16 protein-coding genes are annotated in these 17,503 nt (G+C 68.3%); 8 read left to right on the top strand and 8 right to left on the bottom strand.

Annotated features, from left to right (window positions below; translation table 11 throughout):
* Positions 1 to 222 precede the first annotated feature (222 nt).
* The 6 genes from AC1RM6_RS07130 to AC1RM6_RS07105 form a co-directional block, all read right to left on the bottom strand.
* Positions 223 to 1,497: an MBL fold metallo-hydrolase gene (locus AC1RM6_RS07130; protein WP_493099478.1), complete on the bottom strand. Its 1,275-nt coding sequence runs from the start codon at positions 1,495 to 1,497 to the stop codon at positions 223 to 225.
* Positions 1,494 to 2,513, bottom strand: a complete 1,020-nt coding sequence (locus AC1RM6_RS07125; protein WP_493099476.1) for a zinc-dependent alcohol dehydrogenase — start codon at positions 2,511 to 2,513, stop codon at positions 1,494 to 1,496. The genes AC1RM6_RS07130 and AC1RM6_RS07125 overlap by 4 nt, the downstream gene beginning before the upstream one ends.
* 27 nt (positions 2,514 to 2,540) lie before the next feature.
* Entirely contained in the window at positions 2,541 to 3,326 is a 786-nt protein-coding gene (locus tag AC1RM6_RS07120) for an SDR family NAD(P)-dependent oxidoreductase (protein WP_493099474.1), read from the bottom strand.
* Between the two features lie 147 nt (positions 3,327 to 3,473).
* The gene (locus AC1RM6_RS07115; RefSeq protein ID WP_493099472.1) at positions 3,474 to 4,256 is read right to left on the bottom strand and encodes an SDR family NAD(P)-dependent oxidoreductase; all 783 of its coding nucleotides are present in this window, start codon (positions 4,254 to 4,256) and stop codon (positions 3,474 to 3,476) included.
* The gene (locus AC1RM6_RS07110; RefSeq protein ID WP_493099470.1) at positions 4,253 to 5,521 is read right to left on the bottom strand and encodes an acyl-CoA dehydrogenase family protein; all 1,269 of its coding nucleotides are present in this window, start codon (positions 5,519 to 5,521) and stop codon (positions 4,253 to 4,255) included. The genes AC1RM6_RS07115 and AC1RM6_RS07110 overlap by 4 nt, the downstream gene beginning before the upstream one ends.
* A gap of 29 nt (positions 5,522 to 5,550) precedes the next feature.
* The gene (locus tag AC1RM6_RS07105; protein ID WP_493099468.1) at positions 5,551 to 6,600 is read right to left on the bottom strand and encodes a phosphotransferase family protein; all 1,050 of its coding nucleotides are present in this window, start codon (positions 6,598 to 6,600) and stop codon (positions 5,551 to 5,553) included.
* Between the two features lie 162 nt (positions 6,601 to 6,762).
* Between AC1RM6_RS07105 and AC1RM6_RS07100 the strand changes: the two genes are divergently transcribed.
* The 3 genes from AC1RM6_RS07100 to AC1RM6_RS07090 all read left to right on the top strand — a co-directional run bounded on the left by AC1RM6_RS07100 (position 6,763) and on the right by AC1RM6_RS07090 (position 9,590).
* Positions 6,763 to 7,629 (top strand): helix-turn-helix transcriptional regulator, encoded by an 867-nt coding sequence (locus AC1RM6_RS07100; RefSeq protein WP_493099466.1) that lies wholly within the window; start codon positions 6,763 to 6,765, stop codon positions 7,627 to 7,629.
* A gap of 315 nt (positions 7,630 to 7,944) precedes the next feature.
* Entirely contained in the window at positions 7,945 to 9,096 is a 1,152-nt protein-coding gene (locus AC1RM6_RS07095; protein ID WP_493099464.1) for a sulfotransferase family protein, read from the top strand.
* Between the two features lie 32 nt (positions 9,097 to 9,128).
* On the top strand, positions 9,129 to 9,590 hold the full coding sequence (locus tag AC1RM6_RS07090) for a VOC family protein (protein WP_493099462.1): 462 nt from the start codon (positions 9,129 to 9,131) through the stop codon (positions 9,588 to 9,590).
* A 148-nt stretch (positions 9,591 to 9,738) separates the two neighbouring features.
* On the opposite strand, the gene AC1RM6_RS07085 is transcribed toward AC1RM6_RS07090, so the two are convergent.
* Positions 9,739 to 10,440 (bottom strand): FadR/GntR family transcriptional regulator, encoded by a 702-nt coding sequence (locus AC1RM6_RS07085; RefSeq protein WP_493099460.1) that lies wholly within the window; start codon positions 10,438 to 10,440, stop codon positions 9,739 to 9,741.
* A gap of 241 nt (positions 10,441 to 10,681) precedes the next feature.
* Here AC1RM6_RS07085 and AC1RM6_RS07080 point away from each other — a divergent pair, with 241 nt between their 5' ends.
* Positions 10,682 to 11,485 carry an SDR family NAD(P)-dependent oxidoreductase gene (locus tag AC1RM6_RS07080; RefSeq protein ID WP_493099458.1) on the top strand — a complete coding sequence of 268 codons (804 nt, stop codon included), beginning with the start codon at positions 10,682 to 10,684 and terminating at the stop codon, positions 11,483 to 11,485.
* 34 nt (positions 11,486 to 11,519) lie between these two features.
* Here the strand turns inward: AC1RM6_RS07080 and AC1RM6_RS07075 are convergent, their stop codons facing one another.
* A complete protein-coding gene (locus AC1RM6_RS07075; RefSeq protein WP_493099456.1) occupies positions 11,520 to 12,434 on the bottom strand; it encodes a LysR family transcriptional regulator in 915 nt (304 codons plus the stop codon).
* A gap of 201 nt (positions 12,435 to 12,635) precedes the next feature.
* Here AC1RM6_RS07075 and AC1RM6_RS07070 point away from each other — a divergent pair, with 201 nt between their 5' ends.
* The 4 genes from AC1RM6_RS07070 to AC1RM6_RS07055 all read left to right on the top strand — a co-directional run bounded on the left by AC1RM6_RS07070 (position 12,636) and on the right by AC1RM6_RS07055 (position 17,486).
* Positions 12,636 to 13,772 (top strand): HlyD family secretion protein, encoded by a 1,137-nt coding sequence (locus tag AC1RM6_RS07070; protein WP_493099572.1) that lies wholly within the window; start codon positions 12,636 to 12,638, stop codon positions 13,770 to 13,772.
* Positions 13,769 to 15,319, top strand: coding sequence for a DHA2 family efflux MFS transporter permease subunit (locus AC1RM6_RS07065; protein ID WP_493099454.1), 1,551 nt, complete (start codon positions 13,769 to 13,771; stop codon positions 15,317 to 15,319). Before AC1RM6_RS07070 ends, AC1RM6_RS07065 begins: the two co-directional genes overlap by 4 nt.
* Before the next feature lie 172 nt (positions 15,320 to 15,491).
* Positions 15,492 to 16,913, top strand: a complete 1,422-nt coding sequence (locus tag AC1RM6_RS07060) for an efflux transporter outer membrane subunit (RefSeq protein ID WP_493099452.1) — start codon at positions 15,492 to 15,494, stop codon at positions 16,911 to 16,913.
* A 63-nt stretch (positions 16,914 to 16,976) separates the two neighbouring features.
* Complete coding sequence (locus AC1RM6_RS07055; protein WP_493099450.1) at positions 16,977 to 17,486, top strand: cysteine hydrolase family protein; 510 nt, start codon at positions 16,977 to 16,979, stop codon at positions 17,484 to 17,486.
* The last annotated feature ends 17 nt before the right edge of the window (positions 17,487 to 17,503 follow it).

The raw sequence follows: 17,503 nt of genomic DNA, 5'->3' as shown, positions 1-17,503 counted from the left end.
CTCGGCGACGACCTCCCGAAGGATGTGGATACTCTCGGCCTCGAGCCGCTCCAAATGGGTCAGGTTCTGGGTCACAGCCACTTCTTTTCCATGAGTTCGCCATTCACTTTGTTCGGCAGGGGCGCGGCGACAAACCACATCTGCTGCACCCGTCCAAACCCCTGCTTTAGCCCCTTCCGGCATCGCCACAGCGATGCGGGAAGGGGATGTATTTCAGGGTTATTATGAAGCCTTTTCAAGTGCTTCGTCGGTCGATCTGATTTCCGATCGCAACCACATCGTCTCGCTCAGATTGGTCCCGCCCGACTGGGCAAGCAAAGCTTCGAGCGCGGCCTTTTTTTCTTTCAGCGCGGCGGCGCTGGCGGGATCGGCGCCGAGCGCGATGTCGAGCAGGTGGATCGCCTCGAGCGGCTTGCCGGCGGCCAGCTTCTCGCCGGCGCGGGTCGCCAGCGCATCGGCGCCGCCCGCCAGTTCGGCCAGGTCGCCGAACACGCTCGACCGCGGCACGCCATAGAGCGAGGTGGTCGAGTCATAATGGAACCAGCCCGAATATTCCTCCCAGATCGTCTTGACCGCCCACGACACCTTGCCGTGATACTCGCCGATCCTGATCTCCTCGGGCAGGGCGATTTCGCGCATCAGCGTGTGGACATCCTTGCCCGCCTTCATGCCGCCGAGCACATAGTCGCGGATCCACGAGACCGCGGCGTGCATCTTGTCGATACCGGCGCGGACGCGTTCGGCGCCGGTGATCGGATCGCCATGGCCGGTGATCAATATCTCCGCGCCGAGTTGACGGACGCGGTCGAGCGAACTCAGATAGCTGCGGACCGAACGCGGCTTGTCGCCGCGCAGCGTGCACAGGAACGGCATCGACAGGAACACCGGGCCGAACAGATTGCCGGTGAACACGATCTTCTCGTCGGGCATCCACACGCACAGCCCGTCGGTGGTCTCGCCGTCGGGGGTCCAGATCAGCTCGAAGCGACGGCCGCCCTGTTCGAACGCCAGTTCGCGGTCGAAGACGGTGTCGGGAACGATATCGGGCGGCGGCAACGGCGCGCCGGTGCCGGTGCGCTTGACGGTGGTGCCCCACAGCTTGCGGGTCCGCGGCCCGAAATGCGGCTGGAGATCGGCCATGTCGCGGGCATTGGCGAGGAACCGCTCATGCGCGATCACCTCGGTGCCGGCTTCGCGGAAGGCGGGGACCCCGCCGAAATGATCGCCATGGCTCTGGGTCAGGACGATCCGCTTGAGCGGGCCGGTGCGGTGCGGCGCCAGCAGCGCCTTGTTGCGCTCGGCATTGTCCATGAAGCCGGTGTTGACCAGCAGATCGCCGTCGGCGGTGGTGATCAGATAGGCGTTGGAGATATCCTTCGCCATGAAGATGAAGTCGGTGATCGCCACCGCCTCGGTCTGGCTGTCGCCGGCCAGTACGAGGCCGGCAAGCGGCGGTCCCGCGTCCTTTGCCCCGGCCTCTTTGACCTCGCCGCTCATGCCGGCTCGTCCGTCATCTCGATCATCACCTTCGCCGACGCCGGGGTCGCCGCGACGCCGAGCGCCTCGATCACCTGGCCGAGCGGGAAGCGATGGCTGATCAGCGGCGCCGCCTTGTCGCGCAGCCGCGGCAGCGCCTCGACGACCTCGTTCATCTCGGTCGGATAGCCGACCGCGGTGGTGATCGTCATCTCGGTGGTCAGCATCGCCCCCAGGTCGATCGACACCGGCTTGCTGTAGGCGGCGGTGATCACCAGCCGGGCATGGGTCTTCGCCATGCCGACGACGTCGCCGAGGATGCTCGGGGCGCCGGCGGCATCGATATAGGCGTCGGTGCCGACCGCCTCTCGGCTGAACAGCCGCGCGGTGCCGTGCAGTTCGATCAGCCGGGCGCGCAGATCCTCCTCGGCCGGGTTGATCACCGCCCGCGCCCCGAGCGCCTTGGCGCGCTCGAGCCGTTCGGGGGCGAGGTCGACCGCGACCACGTCGGTCACGCCCTTGTCGATCAGCCACAGCACCATGCCGAGGCCGATCGGGCCGCAGCCGAACACCACGACCTTGTCGCCGGGCTTGGCTTCGGAGCGGTTGACCCCGTGCAGCGCCACCGCGAACGGCTCGGCCAGTGCGGCGATGTCGTAGGGCAGGCCCTCGGGGATCGCGATCAGGCTGTCGCCGAGCTTGGCGCCCTTGACCAGCAACTCCTGGGTGAAGGCGCCTTCGGGGCCGCCGCTGCCGATATAGCTCGCGGTCATCATCGGGTTGAGGACGACCCGCTGGCCGACCTCGACATCCTTGACGTCGGCGCCGACCGCGATCACCTCGCCGGCGGCCTCATGGCCGATCGGGGTGACCCCGCCGGGCTGGCGATGGATGCCGCCGACCTTGATATAGGTCAGGTCGCTGCCGCATATGCCGCAGGCCTTGATCTTGACGATGACGTCGGCCGCGCCCGCGACCGGGGCCTCGCGCGGATCGAGTCTGACGTCGTTCACGCCGTGGATATTCAGGACTTCCATGTCGGCTCTCCTAAAATATGTAAGGCCTCAGAGCGCGATCAGCGCCGCGCCGTCGATGACGATCGTGTCGGCGGTGTGCCAGCTCGACGCATCGCTCGCGAGATAGGCGGCGATCCCTTCGAAATCCGACGGATAGCCGGGGCGGGGGATCGGGGTCTTCGACGCGAAATGCTTGTCGATCGGCGACCATTCGGCGTCCGAACCGGTCATCTCGGTCTTGATATAGCCCGGCGCGATCGAATTGGCGCGGATCCCGAACTTGCCGAACTCGGCGGCCATGCAGCGGATCATCGCGCCCATGCCGGCCTTGGCGGCGGCATAATTGCCCTTGCCCGGCAGGCCCTGGAACATCGACAGGCTGCCGCAGAACACCAGCGAACCGCCCGGCTCGCCAGCCTCGGCGCGGGCGACCATGTGGCGCGCGCCCTCGCGCAGCGTGTAGAAGGCGCCGTGCATGTTGACCGCGAGCAGGCCGTGATAATCCTCGGTCTTCATCGTCAGCACCGAATTGCCCGTCGGCGGCAGCCCCGAATTGGCGAACACGCTGTCGACCCGGCCGAAATCGCTGATCACCGCGGCATAGGCATCGATCACCTCCTGCTCGGACGAGACGTCGACCTGGCGGGTCTCGACCCGCACGCCATAGGCTTCGAGTTCGGCCTTCGCCTTGGCGTTCTTCTCGGCCGACCGCGCCCAGATGGCGATGTCGCCGCCCTGCTTGGCGATGCCGCGCGCAAAGCCCAGGCCGATCCCGCTATTGCCGCCGGTGATGACCGCGACCTTCCCGGTCAGATCGAACAAGCCCTTCGCCATATCATTCTCTCCTTTGGTCCGTCCGGATGGCCGGATCGCTTGCATGCTGTGTCCGCCAACCTCCGGCGGCTCGCAATGGCCGAACATGTCGCAAACCGGCCGCAACACATGAAACGGGACGCAAACCTGAAAGGGACGGGTTCGTACCTACGCGGAGCGGGCGGCCTGGCTCGCGCCGATGCTGTGGCCGCCGTCGACCGCGATCGATGCACCGGTGGTGAACGACGACAGGTCGCTGACCAGATAGAGGATCGTCCCGACGATCTCGTGCGGTTCGCCGGCCCGGCCCAGCGCCATCGTCGCCTCGGCATGGCGCTGGAACGACTCCGATCGCGACCACTCGGCGGTCGCGCCGGTGTGGAAGGGCCCCGGCAGCAGCGTGTTGACCCGGACCTCGGGGCCATATTCCTGGGCGAAGGTCGTCGTCAGAAGATTTAATCCGGCCTTCGCAGCAGCATAAGGCGCAAAGCTCGGATCGGGCCGCAGCGACCCGGTCGACGAGATGTTGACGATCGCGCCGCCGCCCGCGGCCTTCATCGCGCTGCCGAACAGCGCGCTCAGCCGGAACGCTGCCTTGAGGTTGATCGCGATCACCTTGTCGAACAGCCGCTCCTCGGTCGCGACCGAGGACGGCGCCAGTGGCGACATCCCGGCATTGTTGACGAGGATCTGCGCGCCGCCCCAGCGTTCGGTCACCTCGGCATAGAGCCGGTCGCAATCTGCCCAGCGGCCGACGTCGACGCCATGCGCCGAGGCCTTGCCGCCCGCCGCCTCGATCTCGGCGACCACCGCCGCGCACGCGTCGAGCTTGCGGCTGGCGATCGCCACCGTCGCGCCGGCCTCGGCCAGCCCGCGGACGATCGCGAGCCCCAGGCCGCGGCTGCCGCCGGTGACGACCGCGACTTTGCCGATCAGGTCGATCCCGATCATAGTGCCGCCGCGCGCAGCGCCGCGAGCTTGGTCGGCAGATGCTCGCTGCCGAACACCGCGTCGGTCGGCGCGACGTCCTTCATCAGCGCCTTGGCGACCTGGACCTTGTGGACCTCGGTCGGGCCGTCGGCGACCGACAGCATCGGGATCCCCATCCACATGTTTCCGAGCGGGGTCTCGCGGGTGGTGCCGAGCGCACCGTGGAGCTGGACCGCGCGCTGGACGACGTCATGATAGACCCGCGCCATCGCCACCTTGCACATGCCGATATGGGTGCGCGCCGCGCCATGCGGCAGATTGTCGATCATCCACGCGGTCTTGAGCACCAGCAGCCGATATTGTTCGAGCTCGATCGCGGAGTCGGCGATATAGCCCTGGACGAACTGGTGGTCGCCGAGCCTCTTGCCCTGGGTGCGGCGCGACACCGCGCGTTCGAGCATCATCTCGAGCGCCCGGCTGCACTGGCCGACCACCCGCATCGCATGGTGGATGCGTCCTCCGCCCAGCCGCGCCTGCGCGACCTTGAACGCCTGGCCCGGCGCGCCGAGCATAGAGTCGAGCGGCACCCGGACATGGTCGTAGCGGACATAGCCATGCGCGCCGTCCTCGTCGCGGTCGTTGATCCCGGCGACGTTGCGGATGATCTCGATCCCCGGAGTCTCGGCCGGCACGATGAACATCGACATCCGCTCGTGCGGCGCATTGTCGGGATCGGTGACTGCCATGACGATGTAGAAGGCGGCGTAGCGGGCGTTCGACGAATACCATTTCTCGCCGTCGATCACCCATTGGTCGCCGTCGCGCCAGGCCTTGCAGATGAACTCCTTGGGATCGGCGCCGGCGACCGGCTCGGTCATCGAGAAGCAGGAGACGATCTCACCGTCGAGCAAAGGCTGGAGATAGCGGCTCTTCTGCTCGGGGGTACCGAACATCGCCAGAATCTCGGCATTGCCGGTGTCGGGCGCGGCGCAGCCGAAGGTAGTCGGCGCCCAGTGCGAGCGGCCGATGATCTCGTTCATCAGCGCGAGCTTGAACTGGCCATAGCCCTGGCCGCCGAGCTCGGGATCGAGATGGCAGGCCCACAGCCCCTGCGCCTTGACCTGGTCACGCAGCGGCTCGAGCCGCGCGCGCGCTTCGGCATTGGCGGTGTTGAACGGCTCGCAGCCGGCCGGGAACAGCAGGTCGAGCTTCTCGACCTCCTGCGCGACGAAGCTGCGCATCCAGTCGAGCTTGGCCTGGAATTCGGGATCGACGGTAAAATCCATGGGAAATGCTTTCGATAGGGGAGAGGGTGTCAGCCCGCGATGATCTGGCGCGCCTTGGCCATCAGCCAGACCGCATAGCCATGGACCTGGTCGCCGACCTCAGCCGGGACCTTGCCCGCCTTGGACGCGGCGTAGGTGCCCTCGAGCAGGCAGGCGAGCTTGTAGCAGGCGAGCGCGAAGAACCACGGCATCTCGGCCATGTCGCGGCCGGTGATCTCGCAATAGAGCCGGACCAGCTCGGCGCGCGGCACGAAGCCGTCCCACGGCGCAACCATCGGCTGCTTGCCTTGCGGGTCGCCGTCCTCCCACCAGCTCGACAATATCCAGCCGAGGTCGAGCAGCGGGTCGCCGAGCGTCGCCAGTTCCCAGTCGATGATCCCCGAGACCTTGGGCGCCTTGAGCGAGAACATCACGTTGGGAAATTGCAGGTCGCCATGGATGATGCCGATCCGCCGGCCGGCGGGCAGATTGTCCGACAGCCAGCGGCCGACCGCGTCGACATGAGGCAGCGCCTTCGGGTCGTAGCCCGGGGTCGCGGCATAGCCTTCGAGCTGCGATCGCCAGCGCGCGACCTGGCGTTCGTGCCAGTTGTCGGGCTTGCCGAGATCGGCGAGCCCGACCGCCTGCGGGTCGATCGTGCCGAGCGCGGCCGCGGCGCGGACCAGTTGCTCGCCCATCGCCCGCCGCCATCCGGCGTCGGTCGCATAGTCGCCCTGGAGCTGGCCCATCGGCGCGGCGCCTTCGAGCGGCTCCATCAGATAGAAGGTCGATCCGATGATCGCGGGGGCGTCGCCCAGCGCGTAGAAGGCCGGGCAGGGGACCGCGCTGCCGGTCAGCGCCTTGAGCACCCGCGCCTCGCGCAGCATCGTCTCGCTGACCCCGCCGCGCGATACCGGCGGCCGGCGCAGCACGAAACGGCCGCCATCGCGTTCGATCAGGAAGACTTGGTTCTGCAGGCCGCCGCGCAGCCGCTTGACCGACGTTGCCGGCCCGGTGCCCGGCACGTCGGGCTGGCCGTCGAGCCAGGCATTGAGGCGCGTCCAGTCGATCGCGCCCTTGAAATCGTCGAGTTCGGCCATGGCCTGTCCGCTCCTGTTATCCTTCTTGTCTGCGCGAGGTTCGGCCAGGTGGGATGTCGCGACAAGGTTGCATAATGTAGATCGCCGGCCATAATTTGGATGACTGGTCGCAAAGCCGCGCGGGCCCGCCGGCGCTGCACCGGCATGGGAAAGGACGCGCGGATGGATCGGGCGAACAGTCATGAGATACGCGTCCATGCCCAGCTCGACGTGCCGCAGGCGACGGTGCAGATCGTCCGCTTCGACGTCCGCGATCCCTTCTTCACCGCCATGACGCCGAGCCCCGACTATCGGCTCGACCTCTGCCTGACCCCGCGCCCCGGCAACGCCCGCGCCTGTTTCCGCGACCAATGGGGGCCGCACCGGTTCGAGCCGCTCGGCGACCTGTTCCTGGTGCCGCCCGACCACCGGATGGACACGCGCGGCGAACGCGGCTGGCAGTCGTCGATCCTGTGCCATCTGCGCCGCGACCTCGTCGATCGCTGGCTCGGCGCCGATGGCGGCTGGAGTGACCGCCGGCTCGAGGCCGCGCTCGACATCGGCCATCCGCATATCCGCGGCCTGCTGATCCGGCTGGCCGAGGAGGCGCACCGCCCCGATATCGGCGCCACCGAACTCGCCACCCACGCTGTCGGGCAGCTCGCGATCGAGATCGGCCGGTTCGTCGCGGGCATCGACGATCGCCCGGTGGCGGGTGGGCTCGCGGCGTGGCGGCTCGCGCTGATCGACCAGCGGCTGCGCGACCTGCAATGTCCGCCCGCGCTCGCCGAACTTGCCGAGATGTGCAGCCTGTCGGTGCGCCAGCTCACCCGCGGCTTCCGCACCAGCCGCGGCTGCTCGATCAAGGATCATGTCGCGCGCAGCCGGATCGAGGCGGCCAAGAGGCTGCTGCTCGGCGGCGACAGCGTCAAGACGATCGCCTTCGCGGTCGGGTTCGCCTCGCCGTCGAGCTTCGCTTATGCGTTTCGAGCGGTCACCGGGGTGACCCCGCGCCAGTTCCGCCAGCGGGTGCGGCGGGCGACGGGGTAAGATCCCGTCGCTCCGGCTCCCGCCCATAGGCGTCAAGCTTGTGGCTGTCCCAAACTCGTCATCCCGGCGGAGGCCGGGATCTCGGGAGGCAAGGGCGCTCCCCATTCTCCCGAGATCCCGGCCTCCGCCGGGATGACGAGCTGAGTTGGGCCCAAGTGAGGGGAGGGGGCCATGTCGCACTATGGCCTGTTCGCGATATTTCGTCCCATCAGCGGGATGCATGGCCATTGCCTCGCTGCGCGCCACCGCGCCAATCAAGCGCCACAACAGACGCTGGCGGGATGCGCCGGCGCCCCTATGAGAGGACGCGCAGGCATGACGAAGCCGCTGGTGGTCGACCAACTGATCGAGGAAGCGCAGCGCGCGACCGGGCTCGAACGTTTCGACAGCGAGAGCTTCCGCGAGGGGCTCGGCATCCTCGTCGCCGACATCAACGCCGGCGACCGGCCCGAACAGCTCGTCGATCGCTTCAAGGCCGATCTCGTCGCGGCCCTCGCCGGCCGGCTCAAGACCACCGCCTATCTCGACAGCCGGCCCGAACTGCTCGCCCGCCCGATCGAGCGGCCGGTGTTCGTGTTCGGGGTGCCGCGCACCGGCACGACGATGGTCAGCAACCTGCTCGCCGCCGATCCCGCGCGCCGCTCGCCGCTGACCTGGGAAATCGACGATCCGGTGCCGCCGGCGACCAGCGCGACCCTCTACAATGATCCCCGCGCGCTCGCCCGGCTCGAGCAGGAACGGGCGATGCTCGCCGCGCGCCCCGAAATGGGCAAATATTATCGCGGCTCGGCGATCTATCCGAACGAATGCGTCTTCATCCAGGCGCAGGATTTCAAGACGTTGATGTGGGAATCGCGTGGGGTACTGCCCGGCTATCGCGAGTTCATCTTCTCCGCCGACGTCACCTCGGCTTATGAATATGAAAAGCGCTTCCTCCAGCTGCTCCAGGCCGAGGCGCCCGGCACCTGGAACCTCAAGATGCCGTCGCACGCGCTGTTCATCCCGACCCTGCTCAAGGTCTTCCCCGACGCGCGTCTGATCTGGACCCACCGCGATCCGTTCACCGCCGCCGGCTCGCTGGTCAGCCTGATCTCGCTCGCCCACATGGGCTATATGGGCAAAGTCGACAAGGAATGGCTCGCCGGCAACTATCCGAAACAGGCCGCCGAACATGCCGACCGGGCGATGGACGCGCGCGACGCGATCGGCGAGGATCGGATCATCGACGTCCATTATGCCGATCTGATGCGCGATCCGGTCGGGACCATGCGCGGGGTCTATACCAAGCTCGGCGACGAGTTCACCGAAGGCGCCGAAGCGGGGATGCAGGGCTGGGTCGACGACAACCCGCAGGACAAGTTCGGCCGCCACGAATATAAGCTCGCCCAATATGGGCTGAGCAAGGAAGCGCTCGAGCCGCTCTTCGAACGCTATCTGTCGCGCTACGATATCGAACGCGAAGGCTGAACGCAGCCGACCGACCACCGAGGAGAGACGAGATGCTCGAAGGCCGCCATTTCCAGAACGCCTATGTCACCCGCGACATCGACAAGGCGATCGAGGCGTTCAAGGCGCGCGCCAATGTGCGCCAACTGCTGCACTATGAAGGCACCACCCAGGTCACGACCCTGAAGGGCAAGGGCGAGCAGACCAACAAGCTCGCCTTCATCTGGGTCGACGATCTCCAGTACGAGCTGATCCAGCCGGTGGCGGGCGACGTCGATATCTACCGCGACGGGCTCGGCGAGGACGATGTCCCGAAATTCCACCATATCTGCATGCGGGTCGACGACTGGGACGATTTCCGCGCGCGGGTCGACCAGCAGTCGCTGCCGGTGGTGCTCGAAGGCGGCAACGAGGCGCTGCGCTTCCTCTATCTCGATGCCCGGCCGCTGGTCGGCCATTATCTCGAATATGTCTGGATGAACGAGGAACGCTGGGGCCAGATGGGCGGCCGCTGACTCCGGCACCTTAGGGGCCACGATAACCAACGGACCCGCAGGGTCCGCAAGGGCGCCAAAAAACCTGAACGGCGCCCGCCCGAGCTTATGCGAGGAAGCCAAGGCCGGCGGATGCCGGCCGCCCGGCGTTTGAGGGCTCAAACAAAAATCATGCGAGCGCGTGCAACCGCGCGAGCGTCTCGTTGCGGTGCCGATCGCTCTCGAACCGGGTCAGCGCCATATCGCGTGCGAGGATCGCCGCGATGATCCGCCGCCGGCCCGCCTTCCACGTCGCGATGCCCTCGTCGCCCGGGAAAATCGCGGGGAGCGGCTGCGCCTTGTAGTGGCGCAGGGTCACCCGCGAGAGCAGCTCGATCAGCGGCCGCTCGACCATCCGGAACATCAGCGCCTGCAGATCCTCCTCGAAGGCGACCCGCTCCTCGGTGGTCGCGCAGCCTTCGACCCGCCCGGCCATCTCGCGCAACTGACCGCGCAGATCCTCGTCGTCGCACGCCGCCGCCGCGGTCGACAGCTCGACCTCGAGCAGGGTGATCATCTCGAGCGCCTCGTGCCGGCCCGAACCATGGACGCGCAGCCAGGCGGCGATCGAGCGTTCGAGCGCGGCATCGTCGGGGCGCGCGCCATAATAGCCGCCGCCCGGGCCGCGCTTGACCAGCAGCAGCCCCTCATGTTCGAGGATCCGCGCCGCCTGCTGGACGGTGACGATCCCGACCCCGAGCAGCCCGGCGACCTCGCGCAGCGATCCGATCTGCACCCCGGGTTCGCCCGCCAGCACGATCTCGCGCAACTTGTCGGCACTCGCCTGGACGAGGCGCTGCGGGGGGATTTTCTCGATGGCGGCGTCCTGCATTCATTCCCTGCGATGCGATGTTTCAACCGGTCTAGCACCGGCGATCGCGTCTGAACATGGTTCGCCGGGGCGATGTCCCGCGATCATAGGCGCATCTTATTGACCTGACCGGTGCCGCGGGCGACCCTCGATGGGACATGTCGGGCCCGTCGATGCGCGATTATAGGCACATGATCGCGCCGCGCATGCCCCCGATAATAGCACGCTGCATATAAGTCTTTTGCACATAAGGAGGATGGAGATGATCGGGAACGACCCGCTGGATCTGGGCGGCCAGGTGGCCTTCGTCACCGGCGCGGGGCAGGGTGCCGGCCGCGCGATCGCGCTGGCGCTCGCGCACCACAATGCTGGCGGTGTCGCGGTCAACGACTTCGTCCCCGAACGCGCGGCCGAGGTCGTCGCCGAGATCGAGGCATTGGGCGTCCCCGGCTTCGCCGCCCCCGCCGATGTCGGCGATCACGCCGCGGTGAAGGCCGCGATGGCGGCGACGGCAGAGAAGCTCGGACCGATCGGTCTGCTCGTGAACAACGCCGGCAATGCCGGTCCGAACATGCAGATGGGCCCGTCGCCTTTGTTCTGGGATACCGATCCGGGCGACTGGGACCGCTATTTCCACACCAATGTCCGCGGGGTGATGAACTGCTGCCACGCCGCGATCCCGCAGATGATCGGGCAGGGCAAGGGCCGGATCGTCACGGTGGTGTCCGACGCCGGCCGGATCGGCGAGGCGCGGCTCGCGGTCTATGCCGCCGCCAAGGCCAGCGCCGCCGGCTTCGTCCGGGCGATCGCCAAGGAAGTCGGGCGCTACGCCATCACCTGCAACGCGATCTCGCTGTCGGCGCTCGAACCCCCGCTCGACGAACCGACCAAGGCCGCCTTCCTCGCCAGCGACCAGGCCAAGGCGATTACCGCCCGCTACGCGATCCGCCGCATGGGCCGCCCCGACGACGTCGCGGCGATGGCGCTGTTCCTCTGCTCGGACGGCGCCGAGTGGATCACCGGGCAGACCTACCCGGTCAATGGCGGGTATAGTTTCGCGGTCTAGCAAGATCCTCCCCACGCTGCGCGCAGGGAGGATCTTAAGGACCACCCCGTCCCTCGATCTCCGCCGCGGTCTTCGCCATGATCCCGCGCAGCCAGCCATGCGCCGCGTCGGCGGTGGCGCGGCTGTGCCAGATCATCGACAGCGCGATATCGTCCTGGTCGCTGTTCTCGAGCACCTTGAGCCCCGCGCGGTCGCTGACGAGGCGGACGAGCTGCGCCGGCAGCAGCGCGACGAGGTCGCTGTTGGCGATGAACGCGCCGGCGCTCAGCGCGTCATGGATGATCACCGGATTGAGCCCGGGCTCGGCGCCCTCGGGCAGCGTCGCGATCCGCCGTTCGAGCGTGCCCAGCCCGCTGGCGGGCTCGGCCGAAGCCGCGCGGCTGCGCGCGACCGCCAGCCGCGCGCGGGCCCCGACCGGCCCGTCGGGGCCGTCGGCACGGCCGACCCAGACCAGCTTCTCCTTGTAGAGCGGCCGCATCACGAACCGCGACGGCACCTTGTCGAAGCTGCTGAAGGCGAGGTCGACCGACCCGTCCTCGATACCGCCCAGCGGATCGTCCCCCGGCGCAACGATCCGGAACTGGGCGAGCGGCGCCTCGCGCCGCGCCAGGCTGATCGCGCGCGGCAGCAGCGACACGCAGAAATAGCTGCTCGCCGCCAGCGTGAAGATCCGCGTCGTCGTCGCCGGATCGAACAGCGGATGCAGCACCGCGTCGCGCAGCAGCGACAGCCCCTCGCGCACCTTGGCGGCGATCTCGATCGCGCGCGGGGTCGGCCGCAATCCGCCCTGCGCGCGCACGAACAGCGGATCGTCGAGCTGCTCGCGCAATCGGCCCAGCGCATGGCTGACCGCCGACTGGGTGAGGCCGAGCCGGTCGGCGGCGCGGCTGACGCTGCCCAGCTCGATCAGCACGTCGAACACCCGCAACAGGTTGAGATCGGTCTTCATGAATCTGGCTCATACCATGTCGCCCGAATATTCATTAGGCCCGATGTGCCGCGCGTAATAGGGGAAATGAACATTACACTTCGGGCAGGGTCCGGGGTTTTCTGCGGCGAAGGCCCAGAGGTCGAAGGTGGGACAGTGGACAGGGCAGGCGCCGGGGTAGCGGCAACCGACAGGCAGGACGATCATGGCTATGGCCATGACATGATCGGCGACGAGCTGATCCCCGACGGTGGATCGGCCGCGGCGGTCAACGCCGCGGTTACCGACACGCAACGGCGGTGGAGCGGCCGCGCGCGGCTGCGCGCCTGGCTGCTGCTCGGCGGGCTGGCGGTGCTGCTGCTCGGCGCCTTGGCGGTCTGGCTCCATGGCGGCCGCTACGAGAGCACCGACAATGCCGCGATCCAGGCGGGGCAGGTCGCGATCGCCGCCAATGTCAGCGGCCAGGTCGTCGCGATCGCGGTCCAGGAGAACCAGGCGGTCAGGGCCGGCCAGATCCTGTTCCGGATCGACCCCAGGCCGTATCAGGCGGCGATCGACGAGGCCGCGGCCCGGCTCGCCGATGCCCGCGCCCAGATCCGCGCCCGCCGCGCCGACGTCCGCGAGGGCGAGGCCGGGATCGAAGCGGCGCGCGCGAAGCTCGCTTATGCGGTCGGCGAGGCCGCGCGCCAGAAACAGCTTCTCGCCGAGGGCATCTCGTCGCAGAACCAGTATGAACAGGCGGTGCTCGCGCTGCAGACCGCGCGCCAGGCGGTCGCCACCAGCGAGCAGTCGACCGAGAGCAGCCGCGCGACCCTGACCGGCGACGGCAGCGATATCGCGCCGGCGGTCCAGGCCGCCCAGGCGGTGCTCGACCGCGCCCGGCTCAACCTGGCCTATGCGACGGTGCGGGCGCCGCAGGACGGCGTCGTCACCCGCGTCGATCAGCTCCAGCTCGGCAGCTATGTCGCCGCCGCGCGACCGGTCTTCACCCTGGTTGGCCGGCGGATCTGGGTCGCCGCCAATTTCAAGGAGAACCAGCTGCGCTACATGCGGATCGGCCAGCGCGCGACGGTGAAGGTCGATGCCTTTCCCGACGTCGCGATCACCGCCCGCGTCGCCAGCTTCAGCCCCGGCACCGGCAGCAGCTTCGCGCTGCTCCCCGCCGAGAATGCCACCGGCAACTGGGTCAAGGTCGTCCAGCGGCTGCCGGTCCGGCTCGATCTCGACCGGGTGCCCGCCGGTCTGCCGCTCCAGGCCGGGCTCAGCGCCGATGTCGAGGTCGACACCGGCCATGTCCGGCGGCTGTTCGGCTCGGCAACGCCGCCGGAAACGTTGCCGGAAATGTCGGCCGCGCGATGAGCGGAGCGCCAGGTCGCGCGGGCGCCTATCCCGATCCCGTCCGGCGCCGTCTGATCACGATGACGCTGATGGCGGCGACGATCATGAGCGCGCTCGACACGACGATCGCCAATGTCGCGCTCCCGCACATCCAGGGCAGCGTCTCCGCCTCGCAGGAGGAGATCACCTGGGTGCTGACCTCCTATATCGTCGCCTCGGCGATCGCGATCCCGCTGTGCGGCTGGCTCGCCAACCGCTTCGGGCGCAAGCGGCTGATGCTGGTGTCGATCCTCGGTTTCACCGTCACCTCGGTGCTGTGCGGGATCGCGACCAATCTCGACGAACTGGTGATCTTCCGGCTGCTCCAGGGGGTGTTCGGGGCGGCTTTGGTGCCGATGAGCCAGGCGATCCTGCTCGACATCAACCCGCCCGAACGCCACGGCCAGGCGATGGCGATCTTCGGCATGGGGTCGGTGCTCGCGCCGATCGTCGGGCCGCTGCTCGGCGGCTGGCTGACCGACAGCCTGAGCTGGCGCTGGGTGTTCTTCGTCAACGTGCCGGTCGGCATCGCCACCTTCTTCGCGATGTCGGCTTTCGTCGCCGAGAGCCGCGACGAGCATGTCCGGCGGCTCGACTTTTTCGGCTTCGCGATGCTCGCGCTGGCGATCGCCTCGCTCCAGCTGATGCTCGACCGCGGCCAGCAGCTCGACTGGTTCAACGCGACCGAAATCTGCGTCGAGGCGGCGCTGGCGGGGTTCTTCTTCTACGCCTTCGTCGTCCATATGCTGACCGCCCGGCTGCCCTTCGTCGATCTCAAGCTGTTCCGCGACCGCAACTTCACCGTCGCCTGCTTCCTCGGCTTCATGGTCGGGGTGATGCTGTTCTCGGTGCTGGCGCTGCTGCCGTCGATGCTCCAGCAGCTGATGGGCTATTCGGTGATCCTGACCGGCTTCGCCACCGCCCCGCGCGGGGTCGGCACGATGCTGTCGATGCTGCTGGTCGGCCCGCTGATGCAGCGGGTCGATGCGCGGCTGCTGATGGGCGTGGGGCTCAGCATCACCGCCATCTCGATGTTTCTGATGTCGGGCTTCTCGCTGCAGATGGACGACGGCCAGGTGATGGTCTCGGGCTTCCTCAGCGGGATCGGCAACGGGCTGCTGTTCGTGCCGCTGTCGACGATGGCGTTTGCGACGCTGTCGCCGCATTTCCGCAACGAGGGCGCGGCGATCTACACCCTGATCCGCAACATGGGCTCGGCGGTCGGCATCTCGGTGCTCCAGACGATGACCTATCGCAACGCCGCCACCGTCCATGCCCGGCTCGTCGAGGGGGTGCGCCCCGACAACCCCGCGCTCGACCTGCGCCTCCCCGGCTTCGACTTCGACGCCCCCGGCGCGGTCGTCGCGCTCAACGCCGAGATCAGCCGCCAGGCGAGCATGGTCTCCTATGTCGACGGCTATTGGGCGCTGTTCGTGACGATGCTGGCGATCGCCCCCCTGATCCTGATGATGCGCCCGCCGCGGCGCCGGCGGGGCAATGACGAAACGGTGATGATGCATGTGGAATAGAGCCGAAACCATGCCCGTCGCCCCGGCGGAGGCCGGGGCCGCCCAAGGTAAGGACAGCATCAGCCGACGCGAACGCCGAGAGCATCCGATCCAGATCGGGTTCGCGTGCGGAGCCCGCGTGCTCTTGCCTTGGGCGGCCCCGGCCTCCGCCGGGGCGACGTTGGTTTCCGCCATGCTCCTCGTCGGCTGCACCGTCGGCCCGAACTTCGAACGCCCGGCCGCCCCCCCGACCACCGCCGCCTATCGCGCCCCCGACGACGCCACCGCTCCAAACCCCATCGCCCCCCAGGCCACCCTCGGCACCGCCCCCGCGCGCGCCTGGTGGAAGGCGTTCGGTTCGCCCGCGCTCGACGCGCTCGTCGACCGCGCGATCGCCGGCAACCCGAGCCTCGCCGCGAGCAATGCCACGCTCGCCCGTGCCCGCGCCCAGATCGCCGCGGTCGCGGGCAGGGGGCTGCCCCAGGTCGACGCCAATGCCCGGATCGAGCGCGAGCAGGTCAATCTCGCCGCGTTCGGCTTCGACGGCGGCGGCGTGCCCGGCGCGTCGATCGATAACCCGACCTTCAACCTCTACACCGTCGGCGGCGGGGTGAGTTACGATCTCGACCTGTTCGGCGCCAACCGCCGCCGGGTCGAACAGGCGCGCGCCCAGGCCGAGGCGCAGTTGCGCCAGACCGAGGCCGCGCATCTGACGATCGCCGGGCGGGTGGTCACCCAGGTGCTGACGATCGCCGCGATCCGCGCCCGCATCGCCACCGCCGAACATCTGCTCGACGAGGACCGCCATCTCGTCGACCTCACCGATGCCCGCCGCCGCGCCGGCGACGGCACGATGGTGGAGGTGCTCAACGTCCAGGCCCAGCTCGCCAATGATCGCGGCGACCTGCCCCAGCTCCGCCAGCAGCTCGACGAGGCGCGGCACATGCTGGCGACCCTGATCGGGGTGGCGCCCGCCGATCTCGGGCCGACCGATTATGATCTCGCCGGCTTCGCGCTGCCGGCCGACGTGCCGGTCGCGCTGCCGTCGCAGCTGGTGCGCAACCGGCCCGACATCCTCCAGGCCGAGGCCGATCTCCACGCCGCCACCGCCGCGGTCGGGATCGCCACCGCGCAGCTCTATCCCGATATCTCGATCGGCGCGACGATCAGCTATGCCGCCCCCGGTGCCGGCGACCTGTTCTCGAGCGGCTTTCGCGGCTTCGATATCTTCTCGGGGCTGACCGCGCCGATCTTCCATGGCGGCACCCTCAAGGCGCAGCGCCAGGCCGCGGTCGAAACCGCCCGCGCCAACGCCGCCACCTATCGCCAGACCGTGCTCGCCTCGTTCCAGCAGGTCGCCGACTTGCTCGCGGCGCTCCAGAGCGACCAGCGCTCGGTCGCGAACCAGCAGGACGCGGTCGACATCGCCGGGCGCAGCCGTGACCTGTCGCAGCGCAGCTTCAAGGTTGGCAATACGGGAATCCTGACCGTGCTCGACGCCGAACGCCTCTACCAGCGCGCCCGCCTCGCTTTGGTCGACGCCCGCGCCCGCCAATATCTCAATGTCGCGCGGCTCTATGTCGCGACCGCGGGCGGTTGGACCGGGCCGGCCTGAGCCGGGGGGCGCGCAACGCGAACCGACGCTTCCACCGACCGCGATATCGCCCTAAGCCGAACCATGACGGAGCTCTCCACCGACCACCTCACGCCCCGACGACAGGCCCTGCTGGTCGTCGACGTCCAGCCGAGCTTCGACGTCCCCGACACGATCGTCGCGCAGATCAGGACATTGGCGACCAGGCTCTACACCGTCGCGACCGTCGAACGGCATGACGAGGCGGCGACCCCGTTCGAGCGCCAGCTCGGCTGGAAACCGGGCGCAAACGACGACAGCCTCGTCGACGCCGACCGCATCTTCGTCAAACATGGCTATCTGCCGCCGGTTGCGCTGATCGATCATCTCCGGGCGCTCGCGGTCGAGCGCGTGTTCGTCTGCGGCATCCAGGCCGAGACATGCTGCCTCGCCGCGGGCTTCATGCTGTTCGACGCCGGTCTCCACCCGACCTTGCTCAAATGGCTGAGCGTCGGTTCGTCGCTCGACCGCTCCGCCAATCTCGGCGCCGATCTCTGGAAGCATCATTTCGGCAGCGTGCTCCACCGCGAGAGCGAGCTTCGACTGACGCCATAATCGCCTGATGGGTTTCG

The sequence above is a fragment of the Rhizorhabdus sp. GW822-FHT03C02 genome (assembly GCF_058801765.1).
This window is presented reverse-complemented; position numbering and strand designations above follow the sequence as displayed.

What these genes read in the sequence shown, in the direction of transcription:
- AC1RM6_RS07130 (WP_493099478.1), bottom strand. Translation starts at nt 1,497, where the DNA reads ATGAGCGGCGAGGTCAAAGAGGCCGGGGCAAAGGACGCGGGACCGCCG.
- AC1RM6_RS07125 (WP_493099476.1), bottom strand. Translation starts at nt 2,513, where the DNA reads ATGGAAGTCCTGAATATCCACGGCGTGAACGACGTCAGACTCGATCCG.
- AC1RM6_RS07120 (WP_493099474.1), bottom strand. Translation starts at nt 3,326, where the DNA reads ATGGCGAAGGGCTTGTTCGATCTGACCGGGAAGGTCGCGGTCATCACC.
- AC1RM6_RS07115 (WP_493099472.1), bottom strand. Translation starts at nt 4,256, where the DNA reads ATGATCGGGATCGACCTGATCGGCAAAGTCGCGGTCGTCACCGGCGGC.
- AC1RM6_RS07110 (WP_493099470.1), bottom strand. Translation starts at nt 5,521, where the DNA reads ATGGATTTTACCGTCGATCCCGAATTCCAGGCCAAGCTCGACTGGATG.
- AC1RM6_RS07105 (WP_493099468.1), bottom strand. Translation starts at nt 6,600, where the DNA reads ATGGCCGAACTCGACGATTTCAAGGGCGCGATCGACTGGACGCGCCTC.
- AC1RM6_RS07100 (WP_493099466.1), top strand. Translation starts at nt 6,763, where the DNA reads ATGGATCGGGCGAACAGTCATGAGATACGCGTCCATGCCCAGCTCGAC.
- AC1RM6_RS07095 (WP_493099464.1), top strand. Translation starts at nt 7,945, where the DNA reads ATGACGAAGCCGCTGGTGGTCGACCAACTGATCGAGGAAGCGCAGCGC.
- AC1RM6_RS07090 (WP_493099462.1), top strand. Translation starts at nt 9,129, where the DNA reads ATGCTCGAAGGCCGCCATTTCCAGAACGCCTATGTCACCCGCGACATC.
- AC1RM6_RS07085 (WP_493099460.1), bottom strand. Translation starts at nt 10,440, where the DNA reads ATGCAGGACGCCGCCATCGAGAAAATCCCCCCGCAGCGCCTCGTCCAG.
- AC1RM6_RS07080 (WP_493099458.1), top strand. Translation starts at nt 10,682, where the DNA reads ATGATCGGGAACGACCCGCTGGATCTGGGCGGCCAGGTGGCCTTCGTC.
- AC1RM6_RS07075 (WP_493099456.1), bottom strand. Translation starts at nt 12,434, where the DNA reads ATGAAGACCGATCTCAACCTGTTGCGGGTGTTCGACGTGCTGATCGAG.
- AC1RM6_RS07070 (WP_493099572.1), top strand. Translation starts at nt 12,636, where the DNA reads ATGATCGGCGACGAGCTGATCCCCGACGGTGGATCGGCCGCGGCGGTC.
- AC1RM6_RS07065 (WP_493099454.1), top strand. Translation starts at nt 13,769, where the DNA reads ATGAGCGGAGCGCCAGGTCGCGCGGGCGCCTATCCCGATCCCGTCCGG.
- AC1RM6_RS07060 (WP_493099452.1), top strand. Translation starts at nt 15,492, where the DNA reads ATGCTCCTCGTCGGCTGCACCGTCGGCCCGAACTTCGAACGCCCGGCC.
- AC1RM6_RS07055 (WP_493099450.1), top strand. Translation starts at nt 16,977, where the DNA reads ATGACGGAGCTCTCCACCGACCACCTCACGCCCCGACGACAGGCCCTG.